The 24517-nt window shown below is 67.3% G+C and carries 25 protein-coding genes, 4 tRNA genes and 1 pseudogene; 11 read left to right on the top strand and 19 right to left on the bottom strand.

Annotated elements, in window-relative coordinates:
* Position 1 precedes the first annotated feature (1 nt).
* From ACFV15_RS35510 to rplJ, 4 genes are all read right to left on the bottom strand, one after another.
* Positions 2-754 (bottom strand): MlaE family ABC transporter permease, encoded by a 753-nt coding sequence (locus ACFV15_RS35510; protein WP_378356190.1) that lies wholly within the window; start codon positions 752-754, stop codon positions 2-4.
* 38 nt (positions 755-792) lie between these two features.
* Positions 793-1962, bottom strand: coding sequence for an ABC transporter ATP-binding protein (locus ACFV15_RS35515; protein ID WP_378356150.1), 1170 nt, complete (start codon positions 1960-1962; stop codon positions 793-795).
* Between the two features lie 329 nt (positions 1963-2291).
* Positions 2292-2678, bottom strand: coding sequence for a 50S ribosomal protein L7/L12 (gene rplL / locus ACFV15_RS35520; protein ID WP_378356152.1), 387 nt, complete (start codon positions 2676-2678; stop codon positions 2292-2294).
* Between the two features lie 51 nt (positions 2679-2729).
* Complete coding sequence (gene rplJ, locus ACFV15_RS35525; RefSeq protein ID WP_378356154.1) at positions 2730-3296, bottom strand: 50S ribosomal protein L10; 567 nt, start codon at positions 3294-3296, stop codon at positions 2730-2732.
* Positions 3297-3588: 292 nt separating this feature from the next.
* Between rplJ and ACFV15_RS35530 the strand changes: the two genes are divergently transcribed.
* Positions 3589-4401, top strand: coding sequence for a hypothetical protein (locus tag ACFV15_RS35530; RefSeq protein WP_378356155.1), 813 nt, complete (start codon positions 3589-3591; stop codon positions 4399-4401).
* Here the strand turns inward: ACFV15_RS35530 and ACFV15_RS35535 are convergent.
* The 6 genes from ACFV15_RS35535 to ACFV15_RS35560 form a co-directional block, all read right to left on the bottom strand.
* On the bottom strand, positions 4398-5171 hold the full coding sequence (locus ACFV15_RS35535; protein WP_378356157.1) for an alpha/beta fold hydrolase: 774 nt from the start codon (positions 5169-5171) through the stop codon (positions 4398-4400). The two genes, ACFV15_RS35530 and ACFV15_RS35535, sit on opposite strands and share 4 nt — an antisense overlap.
* Positions 5172-5241: 70 nt before the next feature.
* The gene (gene rplA / locus ACFV15_RS35540) at positions 5242-5955 is read right to left on the bottom strand and encodes a 50S ribosomal protein L1 (protein WP_378356159.1); all 714 of its coding nucleotides are present in this window, start codon (positions 5953-5955) and stop codon (positions 5242-5244) included.
* An 85-nt stretch (positions 5956-6040) separates the two neighbouring features.
* Positions 6041-6475: a 50S ribosomal protein L11 gene (gene rplK / locus ACFV15_RS35545; protein WP_091293549.1), complete on the bottom strand. Its 435-nt coding sequence runs from the start codon at positions 6473-6475 to the stop codon at positions 6041-6043.
* 79 nt (positions 6476-6554) lie between these two features.
* Complete coding sequence (gene nusG, locus ACFV15_RS35550) at positions 6555-7346, bottom strand: transcription termination/antitermination protein NusG (protein WP_378356161.1); 792 nt, start codon at positions 7344-7346, stop codon at positions 6555-6557.
* 75 nt (positions 7347-7421) lie between these two features.
* A complete protein-coding gene (secE, locus tag ACFV15_RS35555; RefSeq protein ID WP_378356163.1) occupies positions 7422-7820 on the bottom strand; it encodes a preprotein translocase subunit SecE in 399 nt (132 codons plus the stop codon).
* Positions 7821-7846: 26 nt separating this feature from the next.
* Positions 7847-7919 (bottom strand) — tRNA-Trp (locus tag ACFV15_RS35560).
* Positions 7920-8121: 202 nt separating this feature from the next.
* On the opposite strand from ACFV15_RS35560, the gene ACFV15_RS35565 reads away from it, so the two are divergent.
* Together ACFV15_RS35565 and ACFV15_RS35570 are read left to right on the top strand one after the other, a co-directional pair.
* Positions 8122-9318 carry a pyridoxal phosphate-dependent aminotransferase gene (locus tag ACFV15_RS35565; protein ID WP_378356165.1) on the top strand — a complete coding sequence of 399 codons (1197 nt, stop codon included), beginning with the start codon at positions 8122-8124 and terminating at the stop codon, positions 9316-9318.
* Between the two features lie 56 nt (positions 9319-9374).
* Positions 9375-10134 (top strand): annotated as a pseudogene (locus ACFV15_RS35570) (SGNH/GDSL hydrolase family protein).
* Here ACFV15_RS35570 and ACFV15_RS35575 read toward each other — a convergent pair.
* The 6 genes from ACFV15_RS35575 to ACFV15_RS35600 form a co-directional block, all read right to left on the bottom strand.
* Complete coding sequence (locus ACFV15_RS35575; protein WP_378356166.1) at positions 10131-10535, bottom strand: MaoC family dehydratase; 405 nt, start codon at positions 10533-10535, stop codon at positions 10131-10133. The pseudogene ACFV15_RS35570 and the gene ACFV15_RS35575 sit on opposite strands and share 4 nt — an antisense overlap.
* Positions 10532-10981, bottom strand: coding sequence for a MaoC family dehydratase N-terminal domain-containing protein (locus tag ACFV15_RS35580; RefSeq protein ID WP_378356168.1), 450 nt, complete (start codon positions 10979-10981; stop codon positions 10532-10534). Before ACFV15_RS35580 ends, ACFV15_RS35575 begins: the two co-directional genes overlap by 4 nt.
* A 128-nt stretch (positions 10982-11109) precedes the next feature.
* Positions 11110-11274 carry a 50S ribosomal protein L33 gene (gene rpmG, locus ACFV15_RS35585; RefSeq protein WP_091293539.1) on the bottom strand — a complete coding sequence of 55 codons (165 nt, stop codon included), beginning with the start codon at positions 11272-11274 and terminating at the stop codon, positions 11110-11112.
* 179 nt (positions 11275-11453) lie between these two features.
* Positions 11454-11526, bottom strand: a tRNA-Met gene (locus ACFV15_RS35590).
* Positions 11527-11576: 50 nt separating this feature from the next.
* A tRNA-Thr gene (locus ACFV15_RS35595) sits at positions 11577-11649 on the bottom strand.
* A gap of 78 nt (positions 11650-11727) precedes the next feature.
* Complete coding sequence (locus ACFV15_RS35600) at positions 11728-14412, bottom strand: putative bifunctional diguanylate cyclase/phosphodiesterase (protein ID WP_378356170.1); 2685 nt, start codon at positions 14410-14412, stop codon at positions 11728-11730.
* Positions 14413-14651: 239 nt separating this feature from the next.
* On the opposite strand from ACFV15_RS35600, the gene ACFV15_RS35605 reads away from it, so the two are divergent.
* From ACFV15_RS35605 to lon, 3 genes are all read left to right on the top strand, one after another.
* Positions 14652-15602: a GNAT family N-acetyltransferase gene (locus tag ACFV15_RS35605; protein ID WP_378356172.1), complete on the top strand. Its 951-nt coding sequence runs from the start codon at positions 14652-14654 to the stop codon at positions 15600-15602.
* Between the two features lie 42 nt (positions 15603-15644).
* Complete coding sequence (locus tag ACFV15_RS35610) at positions 15645-16502, top strand: SAM-dependent methyltransferase (RefSeq protein ID WP_378356174.1); 858 nt, start codon at positions 15645-15647, stop codon at positions 16500-16502.
* Between the two features lie 84 nt (positions 16503-16586).
* Positions 16587-18959, top strand: coding sequence for an endopeptidase La (lon, locus tag ACFV15_RS35615; RefSeq protein WP_378356176.1), 2373 nt, complete (start codon positions 16587-16589; stop codon positions 18957-18959).
* Positions 18960-19005: 46 nt separating this feature from the next.
* Here lon and ACFV15_RS35620 read toward each other — a convergent pair whose 3' ends face one another.
* A complete protein-coding gene (locus ACFV15_RS35620) occupies positions 19006-19629 on the bottom strand; it encodes a DedA family protein (protein ID WP_378356178.1) in 624 nt (207 codons plus the stop codon).
* Between the two features lie 107 nt (positions 19630-19736).
* Between ACFV15_RS35620 and ACFV15_RS35625 the strand changes: the two genes are divergently transcribed.
* Positions 19737-20876, top strand: coding sequence for a sensor histidine kinase (locus tag ACFV15_RS35625; RefSeq protein WP_378356180.1), 1140 nt, complete (start codon positions 19737-19739; stop codon positions 20874-20876).
* Positions 20867-21511: a response regulator gene (locus ACFV15_RS35630; protein WP_378356182.1), complete on the top strand. Its 645-nt coding sequence runs from the start codon at positions 20867-20869 to the stop codon at positions 21509-21511. Before ACFV15_RS35625 ends, ACFV15_RS35630 begins: the two co-directional genes overlap by 10 nt.
* 63 nt (positions 21512-21574) lie before the next feature.
* Here ACFV15_RS35630 and ACFV15_RS35635 read toward each other — a convergent pair whose 3' ends face one another.
* Complete coding sequence (locus tag ACFV15_RS35635; protein ID WP_378356183.1) at positions 21575-22519, bottom strand: SCO0930 family lipoprotein; 945 nt, start codon at positions 22517-22519, stop codon at positions 21575-21577.
* Between the two features lie 172 nt (positions 22520-22691).
* Here ACFV15_RS35635 and ACFV15_RS35640 point away from each other — a divergent pair, with 172 nt between their 5' ends.
* A complete protein-coding gene (locus ACFV15_RS35640; protein ID WP_378356185.1) occupies positions 22692-22922 on the top strand; it encodes a hypothetical protein in 231 nt (76 codons plus the stop codon).
* Positions 22923-23123: 201 nt separating this feature from the next.
* Here ACFV15_RS35640 and ACFV15_RS35645 read toward each other — a convergent pair.
* Positions 23124-23205, bottom strand: a tRNA-Tyr gene (locus ACFV15_RS35645).
* 118 nt (positions 23206-23323) lie between these two features.
* On the opposite strand from ACFV15_RS35645, the gene ACFV15_RS35650 reads away from it, so the two are divergent.
* Both ACFV15_RS35650 and ACFV15_RS35655 read left to right on the top strand, forming a co-directional pair.
* Entirely contained in the window at positions 23324-23815 is a 492-nt protein-coding gene (locus ACFV15_RS35650) for a YajQ family cyclic di-GMP-binding protein (protein WP_091293521.1), read from the top strand.
* A gap of 180 nt (positions 23816-23995) precedes the next feature.
* Complete coding sequence (locus ACFV15_RS35655) at positions 23996-24367, top strand: PASTA domain-containing protein (protein WP_378356187.1); 372 nt, start codon at positions 23996-23998, stop codon at positions 24365-24367.
* Positions 24368-24517 lie beyond the last annotated feature (150 nt).

A 24517-nucleotide genomic window follows, 5' to 3' on the forward strand; every position in this document is an offset into this window, starting at 1 on the left:
GCTAGTCCAGCTTTCCAGGAACGATCTGCAGGTAGATCAGCGTGATCACGAAGTTGACCACGAACAGCATCAGGAAGGTGATGACCACGGACTGGTTCACCGCGTCACCCACTCCCTTCGGCCCGCCGGACGGGTGCAGCCCCCGGTAGGAGGCCACGACCGCGGCGATGAAACCGAAGATCAGCGCCTTGAACTCACCGACCCACAGGTCGGGAAGCTGTGCGAGCGCGGAGAAGCTCGCCAGGTAGGCGCCGGGCGTCCCGCCCTGCAGCACCACGTTGAAGAAGTAGCCGCCGAGCACGCCGATGACGCTGACCATGCCGTTGAGCAGCAGCGCGACCAGCATCATCGCGAGCGTGCGGGGCACGATCAGCCGCTGCACGGCCGAGACCCCGAGCACCTCCATCGCGTCGATCTCTTCGCGAATGGTCCGCGCGCCGATGTCGGCACAGATGGCACTGCCACCCGCACCGGCGACGAGCAACGCCGTGACCAGCGGACTCGCCTGCTGAACGGTGGCGAGCACCGATCCGGCACCGGTGTACGACTGCGCGCCGAGCTGCCGCGCGAGCGAACCGAACTGCAGCGAGATGACCGCGCCGAACGGAATCGCGACCAGCGCCGTCGGCAAGATCGTGACGCTGGCGATGAACCAGGCCTGCTGGATGAACTCACGCAGCTGGAACGGCCGCTGAAAGATCCCGCGAATGATGTCGAGCCCGAGAGCGAACAGATTCCCGGTCTCTTTCAGCATGCCTAGACCAGGGATCTTGGCCTTGGTGGCCGATGAACTCATCCCTCACCCTGCCCTGGATCAGCCGGTCGCATGCGGTGCTGACCTGGTCTTTGCTGCCCGGGGAACTGGGCGACCTGATCAGCGGGCAGCTGCCCCTGGTGCTGGCTGGGCACCGGCCCCGGGCTCGGCCGCGGCGGCCCGGTCTTCACCAGCTTGTGCGGGCTCACGCCATAACGGTGCTGGTCCTCCGGGCTGAGGGACTCGATGATCCCCTCCTGCGCGGCGGGCGGGAGCGTGTGCAGGATCCGCATGACGCGGTCCTTGCGTCGCCGCTCACCGGCACGTTCCGGCAAACCGGGGCTGGGCTGCATCTGCGGGATGACCCCGCGCACGTCCTCATCGGGCGAACCGTCGTGGTGCCCGGCGGCGGCCTCGGCCTCTTCACGGGCCATGGTCGCGGTGTCCTTTTCTTCGGACATCCCGATCGGCCCGCGCTTGCGCCCGTTCAGGAACTGCTCGACCACGGGCTCATCGCTGGTCAGCAGCACCTCGCGCGGCCCGAACATGACCAGCTCCTTGCGGAACAGCATGCCCAGGTTGTCCGGCACGGTCCGCGCCAGGTTGATGTTGTGGGAGACGATCAGGATCGTCGCGTCGATCTGCGTGTTGAGATCGATCAGCAGCTGCGAGATGTACGCGGTGCGCACGGGGTCGAGCCCGGAGTCCGGCTCGTCGACCAGGATGATCTGCGGGTCCAGCACGAGAGCGCGGGCCAGCCCGGCCCGCTTGCGCATACCACCGGAGATCTCACCGGGAAGTTTCTTGTCCGCGCCGGCGAGACCGGTCATCTCCAGCTTGTCCTGGACGATCTTGCGGATCTCGGTCTCGGACTTCTTGGTGTGCTCCCGCAGCGGGAACGCCACGTTGTCGTACAGGTTCATGGACCCGAAGAGGGCACCATCCTGGAAGAGCACCCCGAAGAGCTTCCGGATCTCGTAGAGCTTGTGCTCGGAGCAGGTGACGATGTCGACACCGTTGATCACGCAGCGCCCGCGGTCGGGCTTCAGCAGCCCGATCATCGACTTGAGGAACACCGACTTGCCGGTACCCGACGGCCCGAGCATTGCCGACACCTCACCAGGGGGAAGCGTCAGTGTGACGTCCCGCCAGATGGCCTGCTTACCGAAGGACTTGGTCAGACCTTCGACGACCACCTCGGCACCCATCGCACCTCCCGGAGCTGTTCCGCATCGAACCGCCGCACTTCTCGCACCGTAGGTCCCGGTGTCAGACCGTCAACCAGGCTCAACGAGTGGAGTGGGCACAGGTTACTCACCAGTTTTATCCCCTGACCACCCCCAAGGTGATCGTCATCCGGCCGTGACCGGACACCCGCAGCACCGTAGTGCACCGCACCCTTTTCCGCAGCGTCGTCGTGAGTGGTATTGCCGGTTAGAACCGGCAATACCACTCACGACCAAACAAAAAGGGCGAGCACTCGCGATGAGTGCCCACCCTTTTCGGAAGTGGAGCCAGTCCGCCTAGGCGGCTGAAATCACTTGATGACGATCTTGGCGCCCGCGGCCTCGAGCTTCTCCTTGGCGGCCTCGGCGGCCTCCTTGTCGACCTTCTCGAGGAGAGCCTTGGGGGCGGCCTCGACGAGGTCCTTGGCCTCCTTCAGGCCCAGACCGGAGACGACCTCACGGACGACCTTGATGACCTGGATCTTCTTGTCACCGGCGGACTCGAGGACGACGTCGAACTCGTCCTGCTCCTCGGCGGCGGCCGGGGCGGCACCGGCGGGGCCGGCGGCGATGACGGCGGCCGGGGCGGCGGCGGTGACGTCGAAGGTGGTCTCGAACTCCTTGACGAACTCGGACAGCTCAAGCAGCGTCAGCTCCTTGAAAGCGTCGATCAGCTCGGTGGTGCTCAGCTTCGCCATGATGGCTTCCTCTCAGAAAACGAACTAAAAGAGTTCGGGGTGGTGGGGTGTTCAGCTCTCGGCAGGTGCTTCAGCGGGTGCTTCGGCAGGTGCATCGCCAGACTCGTCCTTGCGCTTGTCCTCCAGCGCGGCGGCCAGGCGGGCGACCTGGGCAGCCGGCGCCTGGAACAGCGCCGCGGCCTGGGACAGCTTCGCCTTGAACGCGCCCGCGGCCTTGGACAGCAGGACCTCGCGGCTGTCGAGGTCAGCGATACGGCTGATCTCGTCGACGCTGAGGGCGCGGCCGTCCATGTAGCCGCCCTTGATGACAAGCGCGTTGTTGTCCTTCGCGAAGTCGCGAAGCGCCTTCGCGGCGTCGACCGCTTCGCCGGTGACGAAGGCGATGGCGGTCGGGCCGACGAACAGGTCTTCGAGGCCCTCGACGCCAGCGTCCGTGGCGGCACGCTTGACGAGGGTGTTCTTCGCGACCTGGTAGTTGGCGCTGGTGCCGAGAGCAAGACGCAGCTTGGAAAGCTGGGCCACGGAAAGACCGGAGTACTGCGTGACAACGGTTGCCGAGCTGGTGCGGAAGTTCTCCGCGATCTCGGCGACGGCCGCCACCTTGTCGGGCTTCGCCATGGTCGCCTCCTCTCTTGGCTAGTGATCACTGGCCTGAAGGAGTCCCCGAAACGACGAAAACGCCCCAGCGCAGACAGGCGCGGGGCGTCAAGAGCACAATGAAGTGCAAGCCTCGTTCCTCCTGCGCGGGCCGCCCGTAGCTACGGGACCTTCGTTCTCCACACCAGGAGGCGCGGAAGAAAACCAGCGGTCTTCGGTAGAACCATTGACAAGCATACGTCACCGCAGATCAGCCCCGTTTCGACCCCCCTTTAACGGGTAAGAGGGCCCTGGAGCGGGCATCATGTAGGACGTGGCGGAACAGCGTGGAGACGACCAGCCGGGCCAGGAGCTCCAGCCGAGCAACCCGGCTTCACCGCAACCCCTCGACGAGGAGCAGCTGCGGCAATTCCAGCAGTTCCAACAGTTTCAGGACTACCTGAAGTTCACCGAGGCCCAGCGCCAAGGCGGCGGTGTCGTGCCCGCTCAGCCGCAACCGTCATGGCAGCAGGGCCCGCCCGGCGAGATCGTGCCCGCGCCGCCACGCAAGCTGAAGGCGCCGAAGTGGGCCACCTGGCTGGGCAAGAAGGTGCTGGCCTGGGTGATCGCGATCGTCCTGCTGGGTCTCGCCGCGACCTGGGCGTACAACCACTTCTTCCCGAGCGACGATGGCAAGACCTCGGAGCAGCTCGCGAAGGAAGGCGGCGGCACCTACAAGACGAACCTGCTCTACTCGACCACCCCGTACGAGGCGGTCTGGTTCATCTACAACAACGTCGCGCAGGGCATCGCCAAGGACGCCTGCCCCCGCTTCAAGGACGGCGCCGACCAGAAGTTCGCCGGTCACATGGGCTTCACCGACTGCAAGACCGCCATCGAGGCGCTGCACGCGAAGGTGACCAACCAGAGCGACTACGCGCGCTCGATGCCGATGAGCGTCTCCGACCCGATCACCAGCGACACCCTGACGATCAGCTCGTGCAAGTTCGGCGGCGCGCACGACGGTCCGCCGCTGGGCGCCTTCGTGGTCCAGAAGGTCAACAAGGGTCAGTGGATCATCATCGACCACATCGACGAACCGAACCCGTGCCCGGCGCCCACGCCGAGCAGCAGCCCGACCAACTAAACGTCCTGAGCCACCAGGAAATCGACCAAAGCCCCTGAGAACTCGGGCGACATGATCGCCATCAGGTGATCACCCGGCACCCTGATCAACCGGGCGCCCGCGATCGCCGCCGCCAGCCGCTCCGGCTCGGCGGCCAGCGGATCCTGGTCGCCCGCAAGGACCAGCGTCGGCACCGTGATCGCCGTCAGATCCATCTGCGTCGGCCGGGCCGCCCGCGCGACAGCGGACAGCGCCTGCCGATCGGCGCCGAGCATGTCGGCCAGCACCCGGAACGCCGCGCTGGCGGGCGGCAGGGAATGCGGTTCGTCGGTCAGCAACGCGGCACTGATCTGCTCGGGTGTGACGACGCGTGTGTCCACGCCGCCGAAGTCGACGATTCCCGACCCGACTCCGCCGGTCGCCAGGCACCGGACGCGCTTGTCCACCGCGGTGACGCCCAGCGCGATGATCGCGCCCATCGAGTAGCCAACGAGCGAAACCTCGTCCAGCTCAAGGAAATCGAGCAGCGCGGAGACGTCGCGGGCCATCGTGTCTTCGCTGTAGCGGGACTCGTCGTGCGGTTTCTCCGAACGGCCGTGGCCGCGCGCGTCGAGCGAAATGACCGTGAAGCCTGCCGCGGTCAATGCGGCGACGACGCCGGGTCCCATCCAGTTCGCGTTCGTGTCGGCGGCGAAACCGTGCTGCAGCACCACCGGACGGCGGCGGGAGCCGTCACCGGCCCAGCGGGTGAAGTTGAGCTGGAGTCCGTCAAACGAAGCGAAAGTCGGCATCCCTTTATCTCACACGAAAAAGGGCGGCCCCGCCGGAAGCGGGGCCGCCCTTTTCAGTGATGTCTCTAACTTACGCTTCCTCGGAAAGCAGGTTGCGCGTGCGCATCGGGTCGACCGGGATGCCCGGGCCCATCGTCGTGGCGAAGGTGACCTTCTTGAGGTACTTGCCCTTCGCGGAAGACGGCTTGGCACGCAGGACCTCGTCCAGCGCGGCCGCGTAGTTTTCCACCAGCTTCTCGGTGTCGAACGAGGCCTTGCCGATCACGAGGTGCAGGTTGGCCTGCTTGTCGACGCGGAAGTTGATCTTACCGCCCTTGATGTCCGAGACAGCCTTCGCGACCGCGGGGGTCACGGTGCCGGTCTTCGGGTTCGGCATCAGGCCACGCGGGCCGAGGATGCGGGCGATACGACCGACCTTGGCCATCTGGTCCGGCGTCGCGATCGCGGCGTCGAAGTCGAGCCAGCCACCCTGGATGCGCTCGATCAGTTCGTCGGTGCCCACCGCGTCGGCGCCTGCGGCTTCGGCCTCAGCGGCCTTGTCACCAACGGCGAAAACGATGACGCGAGCGGTCTTACCGGTGCCGTGCGGCAGGTTCACGGTGCCGCGGACCATCTGGTCGGCCTTACGAGGGTCGACACCGAGGCGCATGGCGACCTCAACGGTGGCGTCCATCTTGGTCTTGGAGGTCTCCTTGGCCAGCTTCGCGGCCTCGAGCGGGGCGTACAGCCGCTCGCGGTCCACCAGCTCAAGGGCCTGACGGTAGGCCTTGCTGTGCTTGGTCATGCTTCTGTCCTTTGACTATCGAAACTGGATCAGTGTGGTGTGTGAGCCAGCACTGGCTCTCCCACGTGGTGCTGGTGACGAAACGTCAGTCGACGACCGTGATGCCCATCGAACGAGCAGTACCGGCGATGATCTTCGCGGCCTGGTCGATGTCGTTGGCGTTCAGGTCGGTCTTCTTCGTGGTGGCGATCTCGCGGACCTGGTCCCAAGTGACCTTGGCGACCTTGGTCTTGTGCGGCTCGCCGGAGCCCTTCTCGACACCAGCGGCCTTGAGCAGCAGCTTGGCGGCGGGCGGGGTCTTCAGCTTGAAGTCGAACGACCGGTCTTCGTACACGGAGATCTCGACCGGGACGACGTCCCCACGCTGCGACTCGGTCGCGGCGTTGTAGGCCTTGCAGAACTCCATGATGTTGACGCCGTGCTGACCCAGCGCGGGGCCGACCGGCGGCGCGGGGTTGGCCGCACCCGCCTTGATCTGCAGCTTGATGATCGCCGCAAGCTTCTTCTTCTTGGGTGGCATTTCTGTGTGTCCTTCTTAACTGACTTGAGTCCCCCGCACACCTGCCAGTGCCCGGGGACTGCCGGCCGTCTCGCGGCCGTCAGATCTTGGAGACCTGGTTGAACGACAGCTCGACCGGCGTCTCCCGGCCGAAGATCGAAACCAGGACCTTCAGCTTCTGCCCATCGGCGTTGACCTCGGAGATCGTCGCGGGCAGCGTGGCGAACGGGCCGTCCATGACGGTGACCGACTCGCCGACCTCGAAGTCGACCTCGACGGTCCCGCCGCCGAGCTGCGCCTCCGCCGAGGAGCTGTCGCCCTTGCCGGGCTTGGCCGGTGCCGCCTTCTCGACCTGCGGCGCGAGGAACTTCAGCACCTCGTCCACGGTGAGCGGCGACGGCCGCGAGGTGGCGCCGACGAACCCGGTGACACCCGGGGTGTTGCGCACCGCGCTCCAGGAGGCGTCGTTGAGGTCCATCCGAACCAGGATGTAGCCGGGCAGCACCTTGCGCTGCACCTGCTTGCGCTGGCCGTTCTTGATCTCGGTGACCTCTTCGGTCGGTACCTCGATCTGGAAGATGTAGTCCTCGACGTCCAGCGTCTGCGTACGGGTCTCGAGGTTGGTCTTGACCTTGTTCTCGTACCCGGCGTACGAGTGCACGACGTACCACTCGCCCGGCGCCGCGTTGAGCTCGGCGCGCAGCTGCGCGACCGGGTCGTCGGCGGCGGGGGCGGGCTCGGCCGCCGCTTCCTCGGCGACGTCGGCGTCCTCCGCGGCCACCTCGACGGGCTCAGTGTGTGCGGAGTCCTCGTCGCCGAGGGCCGAGTGCACCTGCTCGTCGGAAAGCTCGGTCAGATCCTGACCGGCTGCTGTGCCGTTCTCGGAGGTCACGTTCCGTCCTCTCAACCTTGATCGCTATGCCGTGTTCGCCCCGGGCAGGGGCCCGCGTCGACGCCGCGGGCGCACTCAGCCGAACAGCCAGAACACGCCCTTAGCGAACAACAAGTCCAAACCACTGACCAGCGCCACCATGAAGATGACGAAGACCATGACGACGGTCGTGTAGGTGACCATCTGCTTGCGCGTCGGCCAGATGACCTTGCGCAGCTCCGCCCAGACCTCGCGGGCGAACCGCATGAGGCGGCTCAGCGGGGAGGACATCTTCTCCTTGCGGTCACGCTTCGGAGTGGGCCGGTCCTTCGCGTCGGCGCTCTTGTCCTTGGGAGCCTTGGCATCCCCGGACTTGCCCGACGGGCGTGCGGAGGCACGACGCTGACGCCGTTCAGCGGCGGTGGCCGGACGCGAAGCCTTGGGCTCCTGGTCCGTGTCCTTCTCGCCGCTGGTGTCGCTGTCGCTCACGACCACTCCTCCGCTTCACCACGTGGTTGACGCAGGGGTGACAGGACTTGAACCTGCAACCTGCGGTTTTGGAGACCGCTGCTCTGCCAATTGAGCTACACCCCTTTGGGACCCACCCTAGCGGTCCCGAGGACGCATTTCATCGTCCCCACATCCATGCGGGGATGACCGTAGTGCGTTCCAAGGCCAGAAGTCTACGGCAACCCGCGGAGGCATCCGCAACCGAGTGGCACTAGCCCGGTTTCCAGCAGCTCACCGCCGTGAAAACCCAGTGCCGCCGCCGGTCGGCCGTGCCAGTATCGGCCGCATGGTCCACTCACGAGTATCCGCCAGGATCGCCGCGATCAAGCCATCGGCCACCCTGGCCGTCGACGCCAAGGCGAAGGCGCTGAAGGCGCAAGGCCGCCCGGTGATCGGCTTCGGCGCCGGGCAGCCGGACTTCCCGACCCCGGAGCACGTGGTCGAGGCGGCGGCCGCGGCCACCCGCGAGCGCGTCAACCACGGCTACACCGCCGCGGCGGGCTTGCCCGAACTGCGCGAGGCCATCGCCGCGAAGACGCTCCGCGACTCGGGGCTGACCCTCGATCCGTCACAGATCGTAGTCACCAACGGCGGCAAGCAGGCGGTCTATTCCGCGTTCGCGACGCTGCTCGATCCCGGCGACGAGGTGCTGCTGCCCGCGCCGTACTGGACGACCTACCCCGAGTCGATCACGCTGGCAGGCGGCGTTCCGGTGCAGGTCACGGCCGACGAGTCGACCGGCTACCTGGTCACCGTCGAGCAGCTCGAGGCCGCCAGGACCTCGCGCACGAAGGTCCTGTTGTTCAACTCGCCGTCGAACCCGACCGGCGCGGTCTACCCGCGCTCGGCGATCGAGGAGATCGGCCGCTGGGCGCTCGAGCACGGCATCTGGGTGGTCACGGACGAGATCTACGAGCACCTGGTCTACGACGGCGCCGAGTCGCACTCGCTGCCCGTGGTGGTCCCCGAGCTCGCCGACACCACGCTCGTGCTCAACGGCGTCGCCAAGACGTACTCGATGACCGGCTGGCGCGTCGGCTGGATCGCCGGGCCCGCCGACGTGATCAAAGCGGCCGCGAGCTATCAATCCCACCTGTGCGGAAACGTCTCGAACGTGGCGCAGCGCGCGGCCGTCGCGGCGGTCGGCGGGCCGCTGACCGTGGTCCATGAAATGCGCGCGGCATTCGACCGGCGGCGGCAGTTGATCATTTCCATGCTGGCCAAGATCCCCGGCGTGGAAACACCGGTCCCACAGGGTGCTTTTTACGTCTACCCGTCCGTAAAAGCCTTGCTGGGCAAGGAAATTCGTGGCGAGCGGTCGGCGGACACGGTCGAACTCGCCGAGCTGATCCTGCGCGAGGCGGAGGTCGCCGTCGTGCCGGGTGAGGCATTCGGCACACCCGGTTATTTCCGGTTGTCCTATGCGCTTTCCGACGAGGAAATCGTCGAAGGAATCACCCGCTTGGGCGAGCTGCTGAGCTGAGTACGGGAGAGTTCGCGTAGAAACGACCGGGTGGGAAGAAAAGCAGCGGAGGCTGCCTGCTGATCGTCGTGGTCGCCGCGGCGGTGCTCGGATTCGGCTACTACAGGTCGAAGCACGGGGCCTCGGACTCGCCGCCGGACAGTCCGGCCACCGGCGGCGGCACCGGCCGGTACGTGGCGCTCGGCGACTCGTACACGTCCTCGCCCAAGACAGGCAACGCCGCGGGCACGCCGGCGGGTTGCGACCGGTCGGCCAACAACTACCCGCATCTGGTCTCGGCGAAGATCAACCCCGCCGAGTTCGCCGACGTCAGCTGCAGCGGCGCGACCACCGACCACATGGCGGGCAGCACCTGCTCGACCACGAACGCGGCCGCGTCGCCCTGCCGCGACCGGCTGACCGCGGGCGGGCGCGACCAGCTCGCCGAGGGCATCGAGGCGACGGCGCCACGCGTCGGCCAGGTGCTCGACAAGATCCATGAGAAGGCGCCCCAGGCCCGCGTGATCGTCGCCGGCTACCCGACGGTGCTGCCGGACGGGGACGGGTGCTGGCCGACGCTACCGGTCGGCTCAGGCGATATGGCGTACTTCCGCGAGGCGCTCGGCAAGCTGAACGACATGCTCGCCGAGCAGGCGAAGTCCCATGACGCCGGCTTCGCCGACACGGCGACGCCCAGCATGGGCCACGACCTCTGCACGGCCGCGGGCACGCGCTGGATCGAACCGGTCGTGCCCGCGGCGAAGGCCATCTCCCTGCACCCCCAACGCGCGGGGTGAGCAGGGGATGGCCGACGTGGTGCTGAAGCTGCTCGACTAGAGCCTGACTACCGTCTGGGCCTTGCCGAGTACGGTCTTGCCGTCGAACTTGGCGGTGATGTCGACCCTGGCGGTGCCGTTCTCGCGGACCTCGGCGACCTTCGCGGTGAACTCGACGAGCGCGCCGTCGGCGTCGTCCGGCACGACCACCGGCCTGGTGAACCGGACGTAGTACTCCAGCAGCTTGCCGGGGTCGCCCAGCCAGTCGGTGACGATCCGGCCGGCGAGCGCCATGGTGAGCATGCCGTGCGAGATGACGTCCGGCAGGCCGACCTCCTTGGCGAACCGCTCGTTCCAGTGGATCGGGTTGAAGTCGCCGGACGCGCCGGCGTAGCGCACCAGCTGGTCACGCGTGACGTGCACGGTCACCGGGGGCAGCTGGGTTCCGACCTCGACGCTCACGCTTCTTCCCTCCGGACCACGAGCTGGGCACGAGTCGTGCAGACGAGCTCATCGCCATCGGCCGCGATGTCGGCGCGCAGGGTGATGAAGTCGTTGCCCGCGCGGTCCATGATGTCGTCGACATAGACGGTCAGCGACAGCACGTCACCGGCGTGCACCGGCCGCACGTGGTTGAACGACTGGTCGCCGTGCACCATGCGCGAGTAGTCGAGCCCGAGCTCGGGGTCGGAGACGACCACGTTGATCGCGGCGAGGTTGATCGTGGTGAGGAAGGTCGGCGGGGCGATCACATCGGGATACCCGGCCGCCTTGGCCGCTTCCGGGTCGCGATAGATCGGGTTGGCGTCGCCGATGGCGTCCGCGAACTCCTTGATCTTCTCCCGGCTGACTTCGTACGTGCTGGTCGGCGGGTAACTCCGCCCGACAAAAGATTGATCGAGGGCCACCCGGCGAGACTACCCGGAGCCGTGTCACGGCGAGCGGCGTGAGCTGGGCGGGTAAGTCACGCCACGGCAAAAAGCCGCCCCGGGGGAAACCGGGGCGGCTCATGCGAAGCGTGGAAGAACCGCTTACGTCAGCGGGTCTCTTTGTGAGTCCGGTGCGTACCGCAGTTCGGGCAGAACTTCTTCATCTCCAAGCGGTCCGGGTCGTTGCGCCGGTTCTTCTTGGTGATGTAGTTGCGGTGCTTGCACTCTTCGCACGCCAGCGTGATCTTGGGTCGCACGTCAGTGGAAGCCACAGCATTTCCTTTTCTCTAAAATTCAAAGCAGGTCCGCACAGCCTACCGACTGCTGCGGGGGTCCAGGGGGCGGCAGCCCCCTGGCGGGGTCTGGGTGCGCGGGCTAACCTACGCCCCCAGGTTCAATTGCGGAGCGGCAGCGGGAGCGCGTTAGCGCGACCGCAACCCACCCAGCCGCGTAGCGATGGCCGGACTTGAACCGGCGACACAACGATTATGAGTCGTTTGCTCTGCCAACTGAGCTACACCGCCCTGACATGACCCAAGCCGCGACACGCGTGCGCATCGCGGCCAGATCACCGAGCCCCTTTACGGAATCGAACCGTAGACCTTCTCCTTACCATGGAGACGCTCTGCCGACTGAGCTAAAGGGGCGTTGCTCAACTTCTTGCCCTGTAAAGGTTACACACCCCCGGAAGGCCCTTCGCAAGGGGGTACCCGATCGGTAAAACCTCAGGTCAGGAGGGTCAAAACGGTCTCCTGGTGCCTGCCGAGCGAGCGAGCCGTCCGAGCCTGCAGCCAAGCCTCCAGGCGGTCCTCAGGCAGCGGACGGGAGATCAGGTAGCCCTGAGCCACGTCACAGCCCATCGCCTCCAGCTGATCGCGCGCGACGTCCTCTTCGACGCCTTCCGCGACGACCGTCAGGCCGAGCGAGTGACCGAGCTCGACGATCGAGCGGACCACGGCGAGGTCGCCGAGGTCGGTGCCCATGCCGAGCACGAAGCTCTTGTCGATCTTCACCTGGTCGACCGGCAGCTGCCGCAGGTACGCCAGCGACGAGTACCCGGTGCCGAAGTCGTCGACGGCGAGCTCGACGCCCAGTGCGGACAGCTCACGCAGGATCGGCAACGCCTTCTGCGGGTCGGACATGACGCCCGACTCGGTCAGCTCGAACGTCACCAGTGACGGCGGCACGTCGAAGCGCTCCAGCGCCGCCGCGACCTTGGCCGGAAACTCCTCGTCGGCCAGATTACGGACGGAGATGTTGACCGCGGCCGAGATGCGCAGACCCTCGTCGAGCCATTTGCGGACGCGCTTCAGCGACTCTTCGAGCACGAACTCCGTCAGCACGCCGATCAGGCCTGCCGCCTCGATGGCGGGCACGAACTCGTCGGGGCCGAGCCTGCCGAACTCCGGGTGCACCCAGCGGACGAGCGCCTCGACGCCGGCGACCTGACGGTTCGGCAGCGAGATCTTGGGCTGGTAGTGCACCGAGACCTGGCCGTCCTCCAGCGACTGGCGGAACTGGGTGACCATCTGGAACCGGCGCATGAAGATCTGGCCCATGCTCGGCGCGTAGCCGCGGACCTCCTCGCCGCCCTTGGTGGCGCGGACCGCGACGTCGGCGCGCTGCAGCAGCACGTCGATGTCCATCAGCTCGCCCGTTTCCTCCGGAGCCGCGTAGCCGACCATGGCGTTGGCCTCGACCAGCAGCCGGTCGACCGGGTAGGGCGCGGAGAGATCGTCGCGCAGCCGCTCGGCGGCCTGGTGCGCGTTCTCGGGTGCGACGTCGACCAGCAGCGCCGCGAACGAGGCGCCCTCCAGCCGCGCGAGCGGGACGTCGGGGCCGAGCGCGTCCTTGAGACGGCGGCCGGCGGCGACCAGCATGCGGTCGGCCCAGGTGTAGCCGAGCGCGTCGCTGACCGTGGAGAAGATGTCGAGGTCGATGCGCAGCACGACCGAGTTCGGGAACTCACGCAACGGCTCGCGGGCGACGTGCCTGAAGCCGAGGCGGTTGAGATGGCCGGTCAGCGGATCGTGGTAGGCGTCGTGGCGCAGCGTGGCCAGCAGGCGGCGGTTGTCGAGCGAGGTGGCCAGGTGGCTCGCCATGGTGCCGAGCAGCTGGACGTCGTACTTGCCGAAACCACGCCAGCGGGACAGCCGGTCGTGCGCCTCGACGACGCCGAGCAGCTGGTTCGCGCTGCGCAGTGGCACGACGAGCGCTTCCTGCGCGCCGCGGTCGAGCAGCGCCGCGCGGACGTCGGGATTCGCTTCGGTGATCCGGAAATGACGGACGTGCGCCCCGGGCAGGCGCAGCAGCGGGTCGTCACTGGCGGCGTCGCTGACCGGCAGCGCGTCACCGGCGACGACGACGCGCATGGCGTCCGTCGGCTCGAGCCGCAGCCGCAGCACCACACGGCCGGCGGCGAGCTGGTCCTTGATGCGTTCGGCGATCGTCGCCCACTCGCGGACGTCGACACCGCCGACGAGATCGTCCGAGCGGCTCGCGGGGCGCGCGGCGGCCTGCTGACCGGAGCGCGCGACCATCAGGCTCACGTCAGAGAGCGCTTCCATGTCGCGTTGCTCGCGCAGCAGATCGGAGTACGCCCAATACAACGCGGTGAGGCCGAGGAACACGGCGAGCACCAACGGCCAGGCCGCCGGGGTGTTCGAAATGACCAAATAGCCGGACAGACCGACCGAAGCGTTCACGAAACCGACGACCAGGATCCGGCCGGTGAGCCGCAGCGCGGTGCTGACCCGCATCCGGCGGCGCAGCACCCGGACGGCGGCGAGCGCGAGCAGCGTGCTCACCAGCGGTGCGGTGAGCGTGCCCGCGAGCGCGGCAGGCCAAGGCATGAGCGCCGGATTGCCCATCGCCTGCTTGACCAGCCCGGCGACCGCGAAGGCGCCGGTGATCTCGAGCAGGAAGGCGCCGGCGTTGTAGAGGACGCGGCCCGCGACCTTGCGCGCCAGCAGCGTGCCGATGCCCGCGACGACATGTGCCGCGAGCACGACTTCGAACGGCGCGATGAAGAAACCGATGACCAGCGGGATCTCGGTGAACGAGATGGTCCAGGAAATGCCGCTGCGTACGTCGACGTTGATGCCGAGCTGTTCGGCGAGCAGGAACGCGAGCGCGAGCACCGCGCCGATCCACAGCAGACTCGCGTCGCCCTTGAAGGGCAGCCAGGTGCCGACGGCGATGGCCGCCGCGATGCCGAAGGTCAGTACCGCCGCGGTGTAGACGCGAAAGCGCAGTTCGTCCGTGCGTGCTTCCGACATCGGTGCAGTTGGCGCAGGACCGGCCGCGGCCGGTCCTGGAGCTCCGGAACCTGATGTGACGGCGCCACCCCTGCTGCCCGAAGCGACCGTGGTGACGCCGGTCGGATCAGGCCTGCCGTTCAAGTCCGGCATGCGACCTCCTAACGAGGGCAATACTGTACCCCGGAGGGCGTACTCAAGTCCCTTTCGAGACAGTATGAGATCACCCCAGGGTTAACAATGGGCCAGCTGTGCTGACCTGCGTGGACCAGGGAGTGAAATTGGAGCGTTATTCGCGTTACGACGGTGGCTCGCCGTAGCGGCGGTGAATCATCCGTAGGGGTCTTCTCTAGGGGCTTGGCTTCAGGTTCCACACGGACTTCAATTGCCCCATGAAAGCCGATGTGATAGATGCGGAGCACGCGTCGAGGGTCACCAAGGTGGACTCCCTGCTCCCCGAAATCCCCGTCCTCAATGCCGATGACGTGCAGCTTGTCGGCGATCCCGAGTTGATCACGGTGAGTGTCGGCGACTCGGCGGGCTCCGGTCTCGCGACGTGTCGCTCCGTACCGGAAGACTCCCCGCGCTCATCTTGGCAAGCGCTTACCGAGCACCGGCTGGAACTCAAACTGGCGGGCCCGGAACCGGCGGCGGCTATCTCGGCGCTCCTTGATCAGTGGGAAGTGCATCTCGCAAATGTCGCTCGAAAGAGTGACACCGAAACCGCCGCGGTGATCGCCAGGCCGAGTCGAGACACGATCGGCTCCGCGGAACTGCTGCAGCACGGTTTTGCCCCGGTGGTCGGGATCGCCGTCCGGCCAGCCGAACGCCTCGCGACGACCGGCCCGGTCACCACGCCCGGCGTCCGCATCCGGCCTGCCGAACTCGGCGACCTGCCGACCGCGGTGCACCTCCAGCTCGAACTGCAGCGCTACGACGCGCAGTTCGGCATGACCACGATGCGTCCCAACGCGGAAGAGATGGTCACCGAGGAACTGCGCGCGCTGCTCTCCGGCGAGCCGACGATGTGGATCGCCGAGTTGTACGGCCAGCCGCTCGGGATGGTCCGGGTGCAGCTGCCGGATCAGGCCTTCTGGATCTCTTCGTGCGTGAACGCGGCACGCGTCGGTTATCTGTCGTCCTTGGCTGTCGCGGAGCCCGCGCGGTCGTCCGGCGTCGGTACCGCGCTGGCCAACCACGCGCACCAGGTATTGGAGGAAGCGGGCGCGGAAGTCATGCTCCTGCACCACGCGCTGGCGAGCCCACAGTCGACACCGTTCTGGTACGCGCAGGGCTATCGCCCGCTGTGGACCTTCTGGCAGCGGCGGCCCGCTGTTCGGTAATCGTTGCCTGGCAGGGGGTTTGGCACTACTACGCTGTCCGCCATGTCAGACCACCGTGACACCGCACCGAAGACGCCGGACGGCGTGGACACCACCAAGCCGTCGGCGGCCAGGGTTTACGACTGGTATCTGGGCGGGACCCAGAACTGGGCCGTCGACCGCGAGTTCGGGCGCCGGGTGGAACAGCTGTGGCCGCTGATCAAGCCGATCTCACGGCAGAACCGGGCGTTCATGGGCCGCGTGGTCCGCGCGGCGCTGGACGCGGGCATCCGGCAGTTCGTGGACCTGGGCTCCGGCGTCCCGACGGTCGGCAACGTGCACGAGATCGTCGGCGACCGGCTCCCCGGCGGTGGCGCGAAGGTGGTCTACGTCGACTACGAGCCGGTCGCGGTCGCGCATTCGACGCTGATCTTGGAGCAGGACGAGGCCACCGAGTGGGCGGGCATCGCGCAGCAGGACATCCGCAAGCCGAACGAGGTCTTCCGCGACCCGACGGTGCGCCGCCTGATCAACTGGGACGAGCCGGTCTGCGTCCTGATGATCACGGTGATGCATTTCGTCGGTCCCGACGACGACCCCGAGGGCCTGATCGCGCAGTACCGCGCCAAGCTCGCGCCGGGCAGCTGGATCGGCCTGACCCACGCGGCCTGCAAGGACAGCGCCCCGCCCGACCGCGCGGCGGAGGTCCACCGCTTCGTCGACGCCTACAAGGACACGAGCAACCCGGCGTGGATGCGGACCGACGAGGAGATCCTGCCCTGGTTCGGCGACTGGCCACTCCTCGAACCGGGGATGAGCTCGCTCCCGGATTGGCGCCCGACCGAGGAGCCGAACGCCATCGAGGCCCAGACCAGGCACTTCGCCTGGTGTGCCGTGGCCGAGAAACCCCGGCCAAGTTGATCGCTAGCAGCGAACACTCTTTTGGAAACAAACAGGACCTTCGGAAAGTTGAGCTAGTCAGACTCAACTACTGAGGAGTGCCTGATGAGTGAAAACCGCCTCCTGCCCGTTCTACCCCTCGACGACGACGTCGCGCTGCCCGGCATGATCATCCCGCTGGACCTCTCGGACTCCGAGACGCGCGCCGCGGTCGAGTCCGCACAGGCAGGTACCCCTTCGTTCCCGGGCATCCGGTCGAACACCAAGGGAGAAGTACTGCTGGTCCCCCGCCTGCACGGCGAGTACGCCGAGTTCGGCGCGATCGCGACGGTCGAGCGGATCGGGCGGGTCCCTGGCGGCAAGACCGCCGTGCTGCTGCGTGCCACCAAGCGCGCGGCCGTCGGCCGGATCGCCGACGGGCCAGGCGCGGCCCGCTGGGTGCACGCCGACGACGCGACCGAGCTGAGCGGCGAGCGCGCCGTGAAGCTGGCCGCCGAGTACAAGGCCGTCGTCATCTCGATCCTGCAGCAACGCGGCGGGTGGCAGCTGATCGACGCCGTCCAGCAGGTCGAGGACCCGTCCGCCATCGCGGACCTGTCCGGCAACGCGCCGTACCTGAGCACCGAGCAGAAGCTCGAACTGCTCACCACGCTTGACGTCGCCGCCCGCCTGGAGAAGGCGCTGGAGTGGAGCCGGGAGCACTTGGCCGAGCTCGAGGTGACCGAGACCATCCGCAAGGACGTCTCCGAGGGCATGGAGAAGCAGCAGAAGGAATTCCTGCTGAAGCGCCAGCTCGAGGCGATCCGCAAGGAGCTCGGCGAACTCGACGGCACCGCGGAGGACACGGACTACCGTGCCCGCGTCGAGGCAGCCGACCTGCCAGAGCACGTCCGCAAGGCCGCACTGTCCGAAGTGGACAAGCTGGAGCGGACCTCCGACCAGTCGCCGGAGGGCGGCTGGATCCGGACCTGGCTGGACACCGTGCTGGAGATCCCGTGGAGCACCCGCACCACGGACGTGCACGACATCGCGGGCGCCCGTGCGGTGCTCGACGCCGATCACGCCGGCCTCGACGACGTGAAGGAACGCATCATCGAGTACTTGGCCGTGCGCAAGCGCCGCGCCGAGTCCGAGGTGGGCGGCCGCCGCAACGGTGCGGTGCTGGCGCTGGTCGGCCCTCCCGGCGTCGGCAAGACCTCGCTCGGCGCGTCCGTCGCGAAGGCGATGGGCCGCGAGTTCGTCAGGGTCGCGCTCGGCGGCATCCGCGACGAGGCGGAGATCCGCGGTCACCGGCGGACCTACGTCGGCGCACTGCCCGGCCGTCTCGTGCGTGCGCTCAAGGAGGCCGGTTCGATGAACCCGGTCATCCTGCTGGACGAGGTCGACAAGGTCGGCGCCGACTACCGGGGCGACCCGACGGCCGCGCTGCTCGAGGTGCTGGACCCTGAGCAGAACCACACCTTCCGCGACCACTACCTCGAGGTCGAGCTCGACCTTTCGGACGTGGTGTTCCTGGCGACGGCCAACGCGCTGGAGACCATCCCCGGCCCGCTGCTCGACCGGATGGAGCTGGTCACCCTCGACGGCTACACCGAGCACGAGAAGGTCACCATCGGCCGCGATCACCTGCTCCCCCGCGAGCTGGAACGTGCCGGGCTGGCTCCTGGCGAGGTCGTGGTGACGGACGCGGCACTGAGCCGGGTCGCGGGCGAGTACACCCGTGAGGCAGGCGTCCGCGACGCGAACCGGACCATCGCGAAGATCCTCCGCAAGGTGGCCACGAAGGTCGCGCTGGACGAGGCCGAACTGCCGGTCACCGTCGACGCGTCCGACCTGGACGGCTACCTCGGGCGGCCCCGGCACCTGCCGGAGTCCTCGCTGCCCGCCACCACCCAGCGGACGGCGATCCCCGGGGTGTCCACCGGCCTGGCCGTCACCGGCGCCGGCGGCGATGTGCTCTACATCGAGGCTTCGCTGGCGGACCCGGAGTCCGGCGCGACCGGGCTCACCCTGACCGGCCAGCTCGGCGACGTGATGAAGGAGTCGGCGCAGATCGCGCTCTCGTACCTGCGCTCGCACGGCGCGGAGCTCGAACTGCCGGTCGCCGACCTCAAGGAGCGTGGCATCCACCTGCACGTCCCGGCGGGCGCGGTGCCGAAGGACGGCCCTTCGGCGGGCATCACCATGGTCACGGCGTTGGCTTCGCTGCTTTCCGGCCGGGTCGTGCGCTCGGACGTCGCGATGACCGGTGAGGTGTCCCTGACCGGGCGGGTGCTGCCGATCGGCGGGGTCAAGCAGAAGCTGCTCGCCGCGCACCGGGCCGGGATGAAGACGGTGATCATCCCGCAGCGCAACGAGCCCGACCTCGACGACGTTCCCGCCGAGGTGCTGGCCCAGCTGGACGTGCACGCCGTCGCCAACGTCCGCGAGGTGCTGGAACTCGCGCTCGCACCGGCTTCGGTCCCTATCGCTGCCTAAGTGGGTGATTCGGCGGGCTTTATCCCTTGGGGTAAAGCCCGCTGTTTCATACACGGGCCCGCACCAATCGTGACGTCGCGAAAAGCGCGACAGCGAGCACGACCGCGCCGATCACGAGGTACTGGAAGATCGACGCGTAGTCGTTCACCAGACGCCAGTTCTGCCCCAGCAGATAACCGGCGACGACGAACACCGTGTTCCAGCACAGGCTCCCGAGCGTGGTCAACGCCAGGAACTTGGTGAAGCGCATGCGTTCTATCCCCGCGGGCAGCGAGATGAGGCTGCGGAAGATCGGCACCATCCTGCCGAAGAACACGGCTTTCGTGCCGTGCCTGGCGAACCAGGCTTCAGTGCGGTCGAAATCGGCCGCCCTGACCAACGGGATCCGCGCGACCAGTGCGCGGGTGCGTTCGCGACCGAGCAGTAGCCCGAGCGCGTACACGATGATCGCGCCCGCGACGGAGCCGAGCGTGGTCCACGCGAGTGCGCCGAACAGGGTGAAAGTGCCTTGGCTCGCGGAAAAACCGGCGAGCGGGAGCACGAGTTCGCTGGGGATGGGCGGGAAGAGGTTGTCGAGCCCGACGATCAGTGCCGCGCCGGGCCCGCCGAGCGAGTCCATGAGACCGACGGCCCAGCCGGCGAGGCCGCCGGGCGATGCGATGATGTCCATGCGTTCGAAGCTACGAATCGGACCGTTCGCGCACACTGCGGAACACCACAGAAAAGACTGTGGAAAACCGCAATACGTCTCCTGATCAACCCGGCTAACCTGCGGGTATGAAGGAATCCACGCCCCGCCGCGCACTGCTCGCGACCGGTGGCCTCGCGCTCGGCGGGGTCACCGCCGTCCTCGAGTTGTGCTTCCTTGTGCTCGGCGCGCCGATGCTGCTGAGCTATGACGGACGGGAGTCCCTGCGGACGAACGCGGCGGATCTGGCCAGGCTCGAGCAAAGACGGCTCGCGCGTTTCCTGAATGAGGAGCCCAGTTCGGACACCAGCGACAGCCGCTCGATGCTGTACCTGGCCGCCAGGTCCGGCGCCGGATTGCTGGGTATCGGGATCTTCGCGCTCATCCTGTATGGAGCGGCCTCCGCGGTGATCCTCGCCGGGCAATACTTGAGTGGAAAGGGCCCAGGCGGCAGCAGACCTGCCGATTGGTACGAGCACCCGATCGCCGTAGCGGTGTTCGGCCTGCTGCTGTTCTTCTTGGCCGTGCAGGGCCTTGTCGGTGTCGCGGCGCTGGAACGCAGGCTGGCCAGGTACTTCTTCGCACCGACCGAGGCGGAGTTGCAGAACCGCAGGATCACAGAGCTGAGGGTGAGCCGGATGCTCGTCGTCGACGCGCTCACCAACGAGCGCCGCCGGATCGAGCGGGATCTGCACGACGGGGTTCAGCAGCGACTGGTCGCGCTGGGCCTGCTGCTTGGCAGGGCGCGGCGTGCCACCGATCCCGCGCACGCCGCCGAATTGCTGCGTCAGGCACACGTGGAGTCCCAGCGGAGCCTGATCGATCTGCGGGACGTGGCCTGGAAGGTGTACCCGATCGCGCTGGACGAAGCGGGCCTGCACACCGCGCTCGAGGCGCTCGCCGAGCGCTGCGGCATGCCGGTCCAGCTGAACTACGACCTCACCGGGGAGGTGACGCAGGCCATCGAAAGGGTCACCTACTTCGTCGCGTCGGAGGCGGTCACGAACACGGTCAAGCACGCGGCCGCGACCAAGATCGAGATCGCCGTGTACCGGGCAGGCGACCGGGTGCACGTCCGGGTCACCGACGATGGCCGAGGTGGTGCGATGACCTCGGGAAGCGGGCTGTACGGGTTGGCGCGCCGGGTCGGCGCCGTCGACGGCGAGTTCACTGTGGACAGTCCGGCCGGTGGGCCGACCGTCGTCGAGGCGGTGTTGCCGTGCGGCTGATCCTCGCTGAAGATTCCACGCTGCTGCGCGAAGGACTGGTGCGGCTGCTCGCCGAAGAAGGACACGACGTCGTCGCCTCGGTGGCCGACGGGGAGGCGCTCGTGTCGGCGGCGGCCGCGTACCAGCCGGACGTGGTCATCACCGATGTCCGCATGCCGCCGACGCACACCGACGAAGGCCTGCGTGCGGCATTGGAGATCCGGCGCCGATGGCCGGAGACCGGAGTGCTGGTGCTTTCGCAGTACGTCGAAAAGCGTTATGCCGCCGAGTTGGTGACCGGCGAAAACGAGCGCGTCGGGTACCTGCTGAAGGACCGTGTTTCCCAGGTCGGCGAATTCCTCGAGGCGCTGGCCAGGGTCGGCGCGGGCGGTGCCGCCTTCGACCCTGAGGTCGTCCGACGGCTGCTGGCGAGGACCTCGCACACCGATCCGCTCGGCAAGCTCACCACGCGGGAGCACGAAGTACTGGAGAAAATGGCTGAGGGACACATGAACTCGAGCATCGCGACGCTGCTGCACATCTCGCAGAGTGCGGTGGAAAAGCACGTCAACGCGATCTTCGACAAGCTGGAACTCTCACACAGCACGGGTTTCAGCCGCCGGGTGCTGGCCGTGCTCCGCTACCTGGGCACATGAGAAACGCCCCGCTGAACTGCTGGCACAGTTCAGCGGAGCGCTTCCTTTTGACGGGTTCCGCGATCAGTAGCCGTAGCCGCCGTTGTCCGCTGGAGCGGCGGCGGGCTGCTGCGGGGCAGCCGCCGGGGCGGTGCCGACCTTGCAGCCGGCGGGCTCGATCGCGAACCAGGTACCACCGACACCGTTGCCGTTGGCCTCGCCCGGCTTGGTGTCCTTCGAGTAGCGGTAGACGGCCCAGCCGCCGACGGTGACCTGCTCGGTGCCGTCAGCGCGCTTCACGGAACCGACGATCTTGGGGTCGACACCCTGCAGTTCGACCTTGCCCTGGACCAGCAGCGGCGGCCAGGTCTTGGCGCAGTCACCGTTGCAGGTGGCCTTCGAGGGCTTCTTGCTGTCCTTCTCGAACAGGTAGAGGGTCATTCCGTTCTGGTCGGTGAGCACCTTGCCCAGTCCCGAAATCTCGGACGCCGAGAGCTTGGTGGTCTCCTTCTCCGGAGCGGGCGCGGGGGCGGCGGCCTGCCCGGCCTTGCCACCCTGCGGGGTTACCGCGAACCAGGTGTTGCCGACGCCCTGGCCCTTGGCCTCGCCCGGCTTGGTGTCCTTGGCGAATCGGTAAACGGCCCAGCCCTTGACGGTGACCTGCTCGCTGCCGTCGGACCGCTTCACCTTGCCGACCAGCTTGGCGTCCACACCGGACAGTTCCGGTGCCGCGTCGCCGACCAGCAGCGGCGGCCAGGTCTTCGCGCATTCGTTCTCGCAGTTGGACTTCGAGGGATTCGCGGTGTCCTTATCGAAGCGATACAGGGTGAAACCGCTTTGCTCCGTCAGCACATTGCCCACGCCGGCGACGTCGGTCGCCGTCAGCTTCACCGTGGTCTCCTTGGCGACCTGCTGCACCGCCACCGGCGCCGCGTTCGTGGTCTCGGCCGGGCCACCGGCGCAGGCGCTGAGCACGGTCAGCCCGAGTGCGCTGAAGGCGACGGCGGCGGCGATTCGGTTGCGAGACATGGGACTTTCTCCTTCTGCTGTGGGATGGTCCCGCCCTCTCTGCGGCGACCGACACCATCCACACGCACGCATCAGGAGACCGGTTCAAAGCTTTTCGGAAGTTTTTTCACCGGCCCGCTCAGCCTGCCGGTCCGGGATTGATCCCTTAGCCTCGAAAGCGGAGGTGGCAGACGTGAACAGCACCGTCAAGGCATGGACGATCGTCGCAGCCGCGACCATCACCTTCGGCGCGCTCGTGCTCTCCTGGGGCTCGATCAGCCATCAGGCGACCGCCGACGAACCGGACGCCAACATCGGCGCGGGCATCGCACTGCTCTTCGGCCCGTACATCGTGGGCATCGGCCTGCTCGCGGGCGCGGTGGCGGCGGTGACCGCACTGTCCCAGCGCCGGACGAGGCGCTAGCACCTCGGTCGGGTGTGGTGTGCGCGACAGTCGGCCCTGATGCTGCGCACCGTGCACGGAAAAGTAGCGCTCTGTGCACAACCGGGGCGACTCGTCCGAGTGAGCGATCGCCGTCACATCCGGATCCGGCGCACGGCAAACCTGCGGAAACAAAACACCCCGCCGCCTGCTTTCGCAGGTCAGCGGGGTGTTTACGTGGTGTGGCGAGTGAGGGATTCGAACCCCCGAAGGCTGAGCCGTCTGATTTACAGTCAGATCCCTTTGGCCGCTCGGGCAACTCGCCGTTTGGCTGGCGGACCAGCCGTTGAGAAGAGTACCCAACCGCGTGGCGGGGTCGTCAACCGGGGAGGGGGCTAGGGTGGAAAGCCCTGACAAGTTGCGAGTACGAGGTGTGAGAACACGTGGCGGATCCCTCTTTCGACGTGGTGAGCAAGGTCGACCGCCAGGAGGTGGACAACGCGCTGAACCAGGCGGCCAAGGAGCTGACGACGCGGTTCGACTTCCGCGGGACCGGTACCAAGATCGACTGGTCCGGCGAGGAGGCCATCGCGATCGAGTCGGAGACCGAGGAGCGGGCGCTGGCGGCCGTCGAGGTCTTCAAGGAGAAGCTGATCAAGCGCAGCATCTCGCTGAAGGCGTTCGAGGCTGACGAGCCCGCGCTGTCCGGCAAGATCTACAAGATCGGCGGCAAGATCATCCAGGGCATCGCGTCGGACAAGGCGAAGCAGATCGCCAAGTTCATCCGCGACGAGGGCCCCAAGGGTGTCCAGGCGCAGATCCAGGGCGACCAGCTGCGAGTCTCCGGCAAGAAGAAGGACCAGCTGCAGGACGTCATCGCGCTGCTCAAGGGCAAGGACTTCGAGATCGCGCTGCAGTTCACGAACTACCGCTGATCGGGTAGGGCCGCCCGTGCGCGGGCGGCCCCCGCTTCAACACAAGTCAGCACAGACGCGTTGCCGCCCTCACTTGCCCGCCACCATGGTGTCGTTGTGTGACTGAACGGTTTCGCAATGGCACTGCGCGGGTATTTCGATCCCCCGGAACACTTCGCCGGGATTCAGGACGGGATACCCATGGCAGCGAAAAGAAGTGGTTGGGTCGCGGGCGCGCTGGTCGGGTGCGCGTTGCTTGCCGGGTGTGGTGCGCGAGACGGGCAGACGCCGAGTGGCGTGACCACGGAGAATGCCCCGGCCAAGCAGCAGACCACCACGCAGGTGGCGTTGATCACGGTGCCCGATGTGTCCGGCATGAATCATCAGCAGGCGCAGGACACCATGCAGGCAGCCGGGCTTTACAACTTGCGCGAGGTCGACGGGAAGGGCCTTGGACGGGCACTGGTCGTCGACAACAACTGGGTGCAAACCGGCCAGTCGCCCGCCGCCGGAACCAAGGTGGCGCCGGACACGGTGATCACGCTGACCGCGGTCAAGTACACCGACAAGTAGCCACAACGGGCCAGGGGTCGTGAGTGGTACCGCCGGTTCTAACCGGCGAAAACACTCACGACCCCGTTTGACCCTCGCTTCGTTGCGCGGCCCTGCTGCGCGAGGCGAAGAAGGGGGCTCGTGCGCGTTGCGGGCGGTTCGAACCGCCAC

Origin of the sequence: Amycolatopsis sp. NPDC059657, assembly GCF_042734395.1 — a bacterium.
In the GTDB taxonomy this organism is placed as follows: domain Bacteria; phylum Actinomycetota; class Actinomycetes; order Mycobacteriales; family Pseudonocardiaceae; genus Amycolatopsis.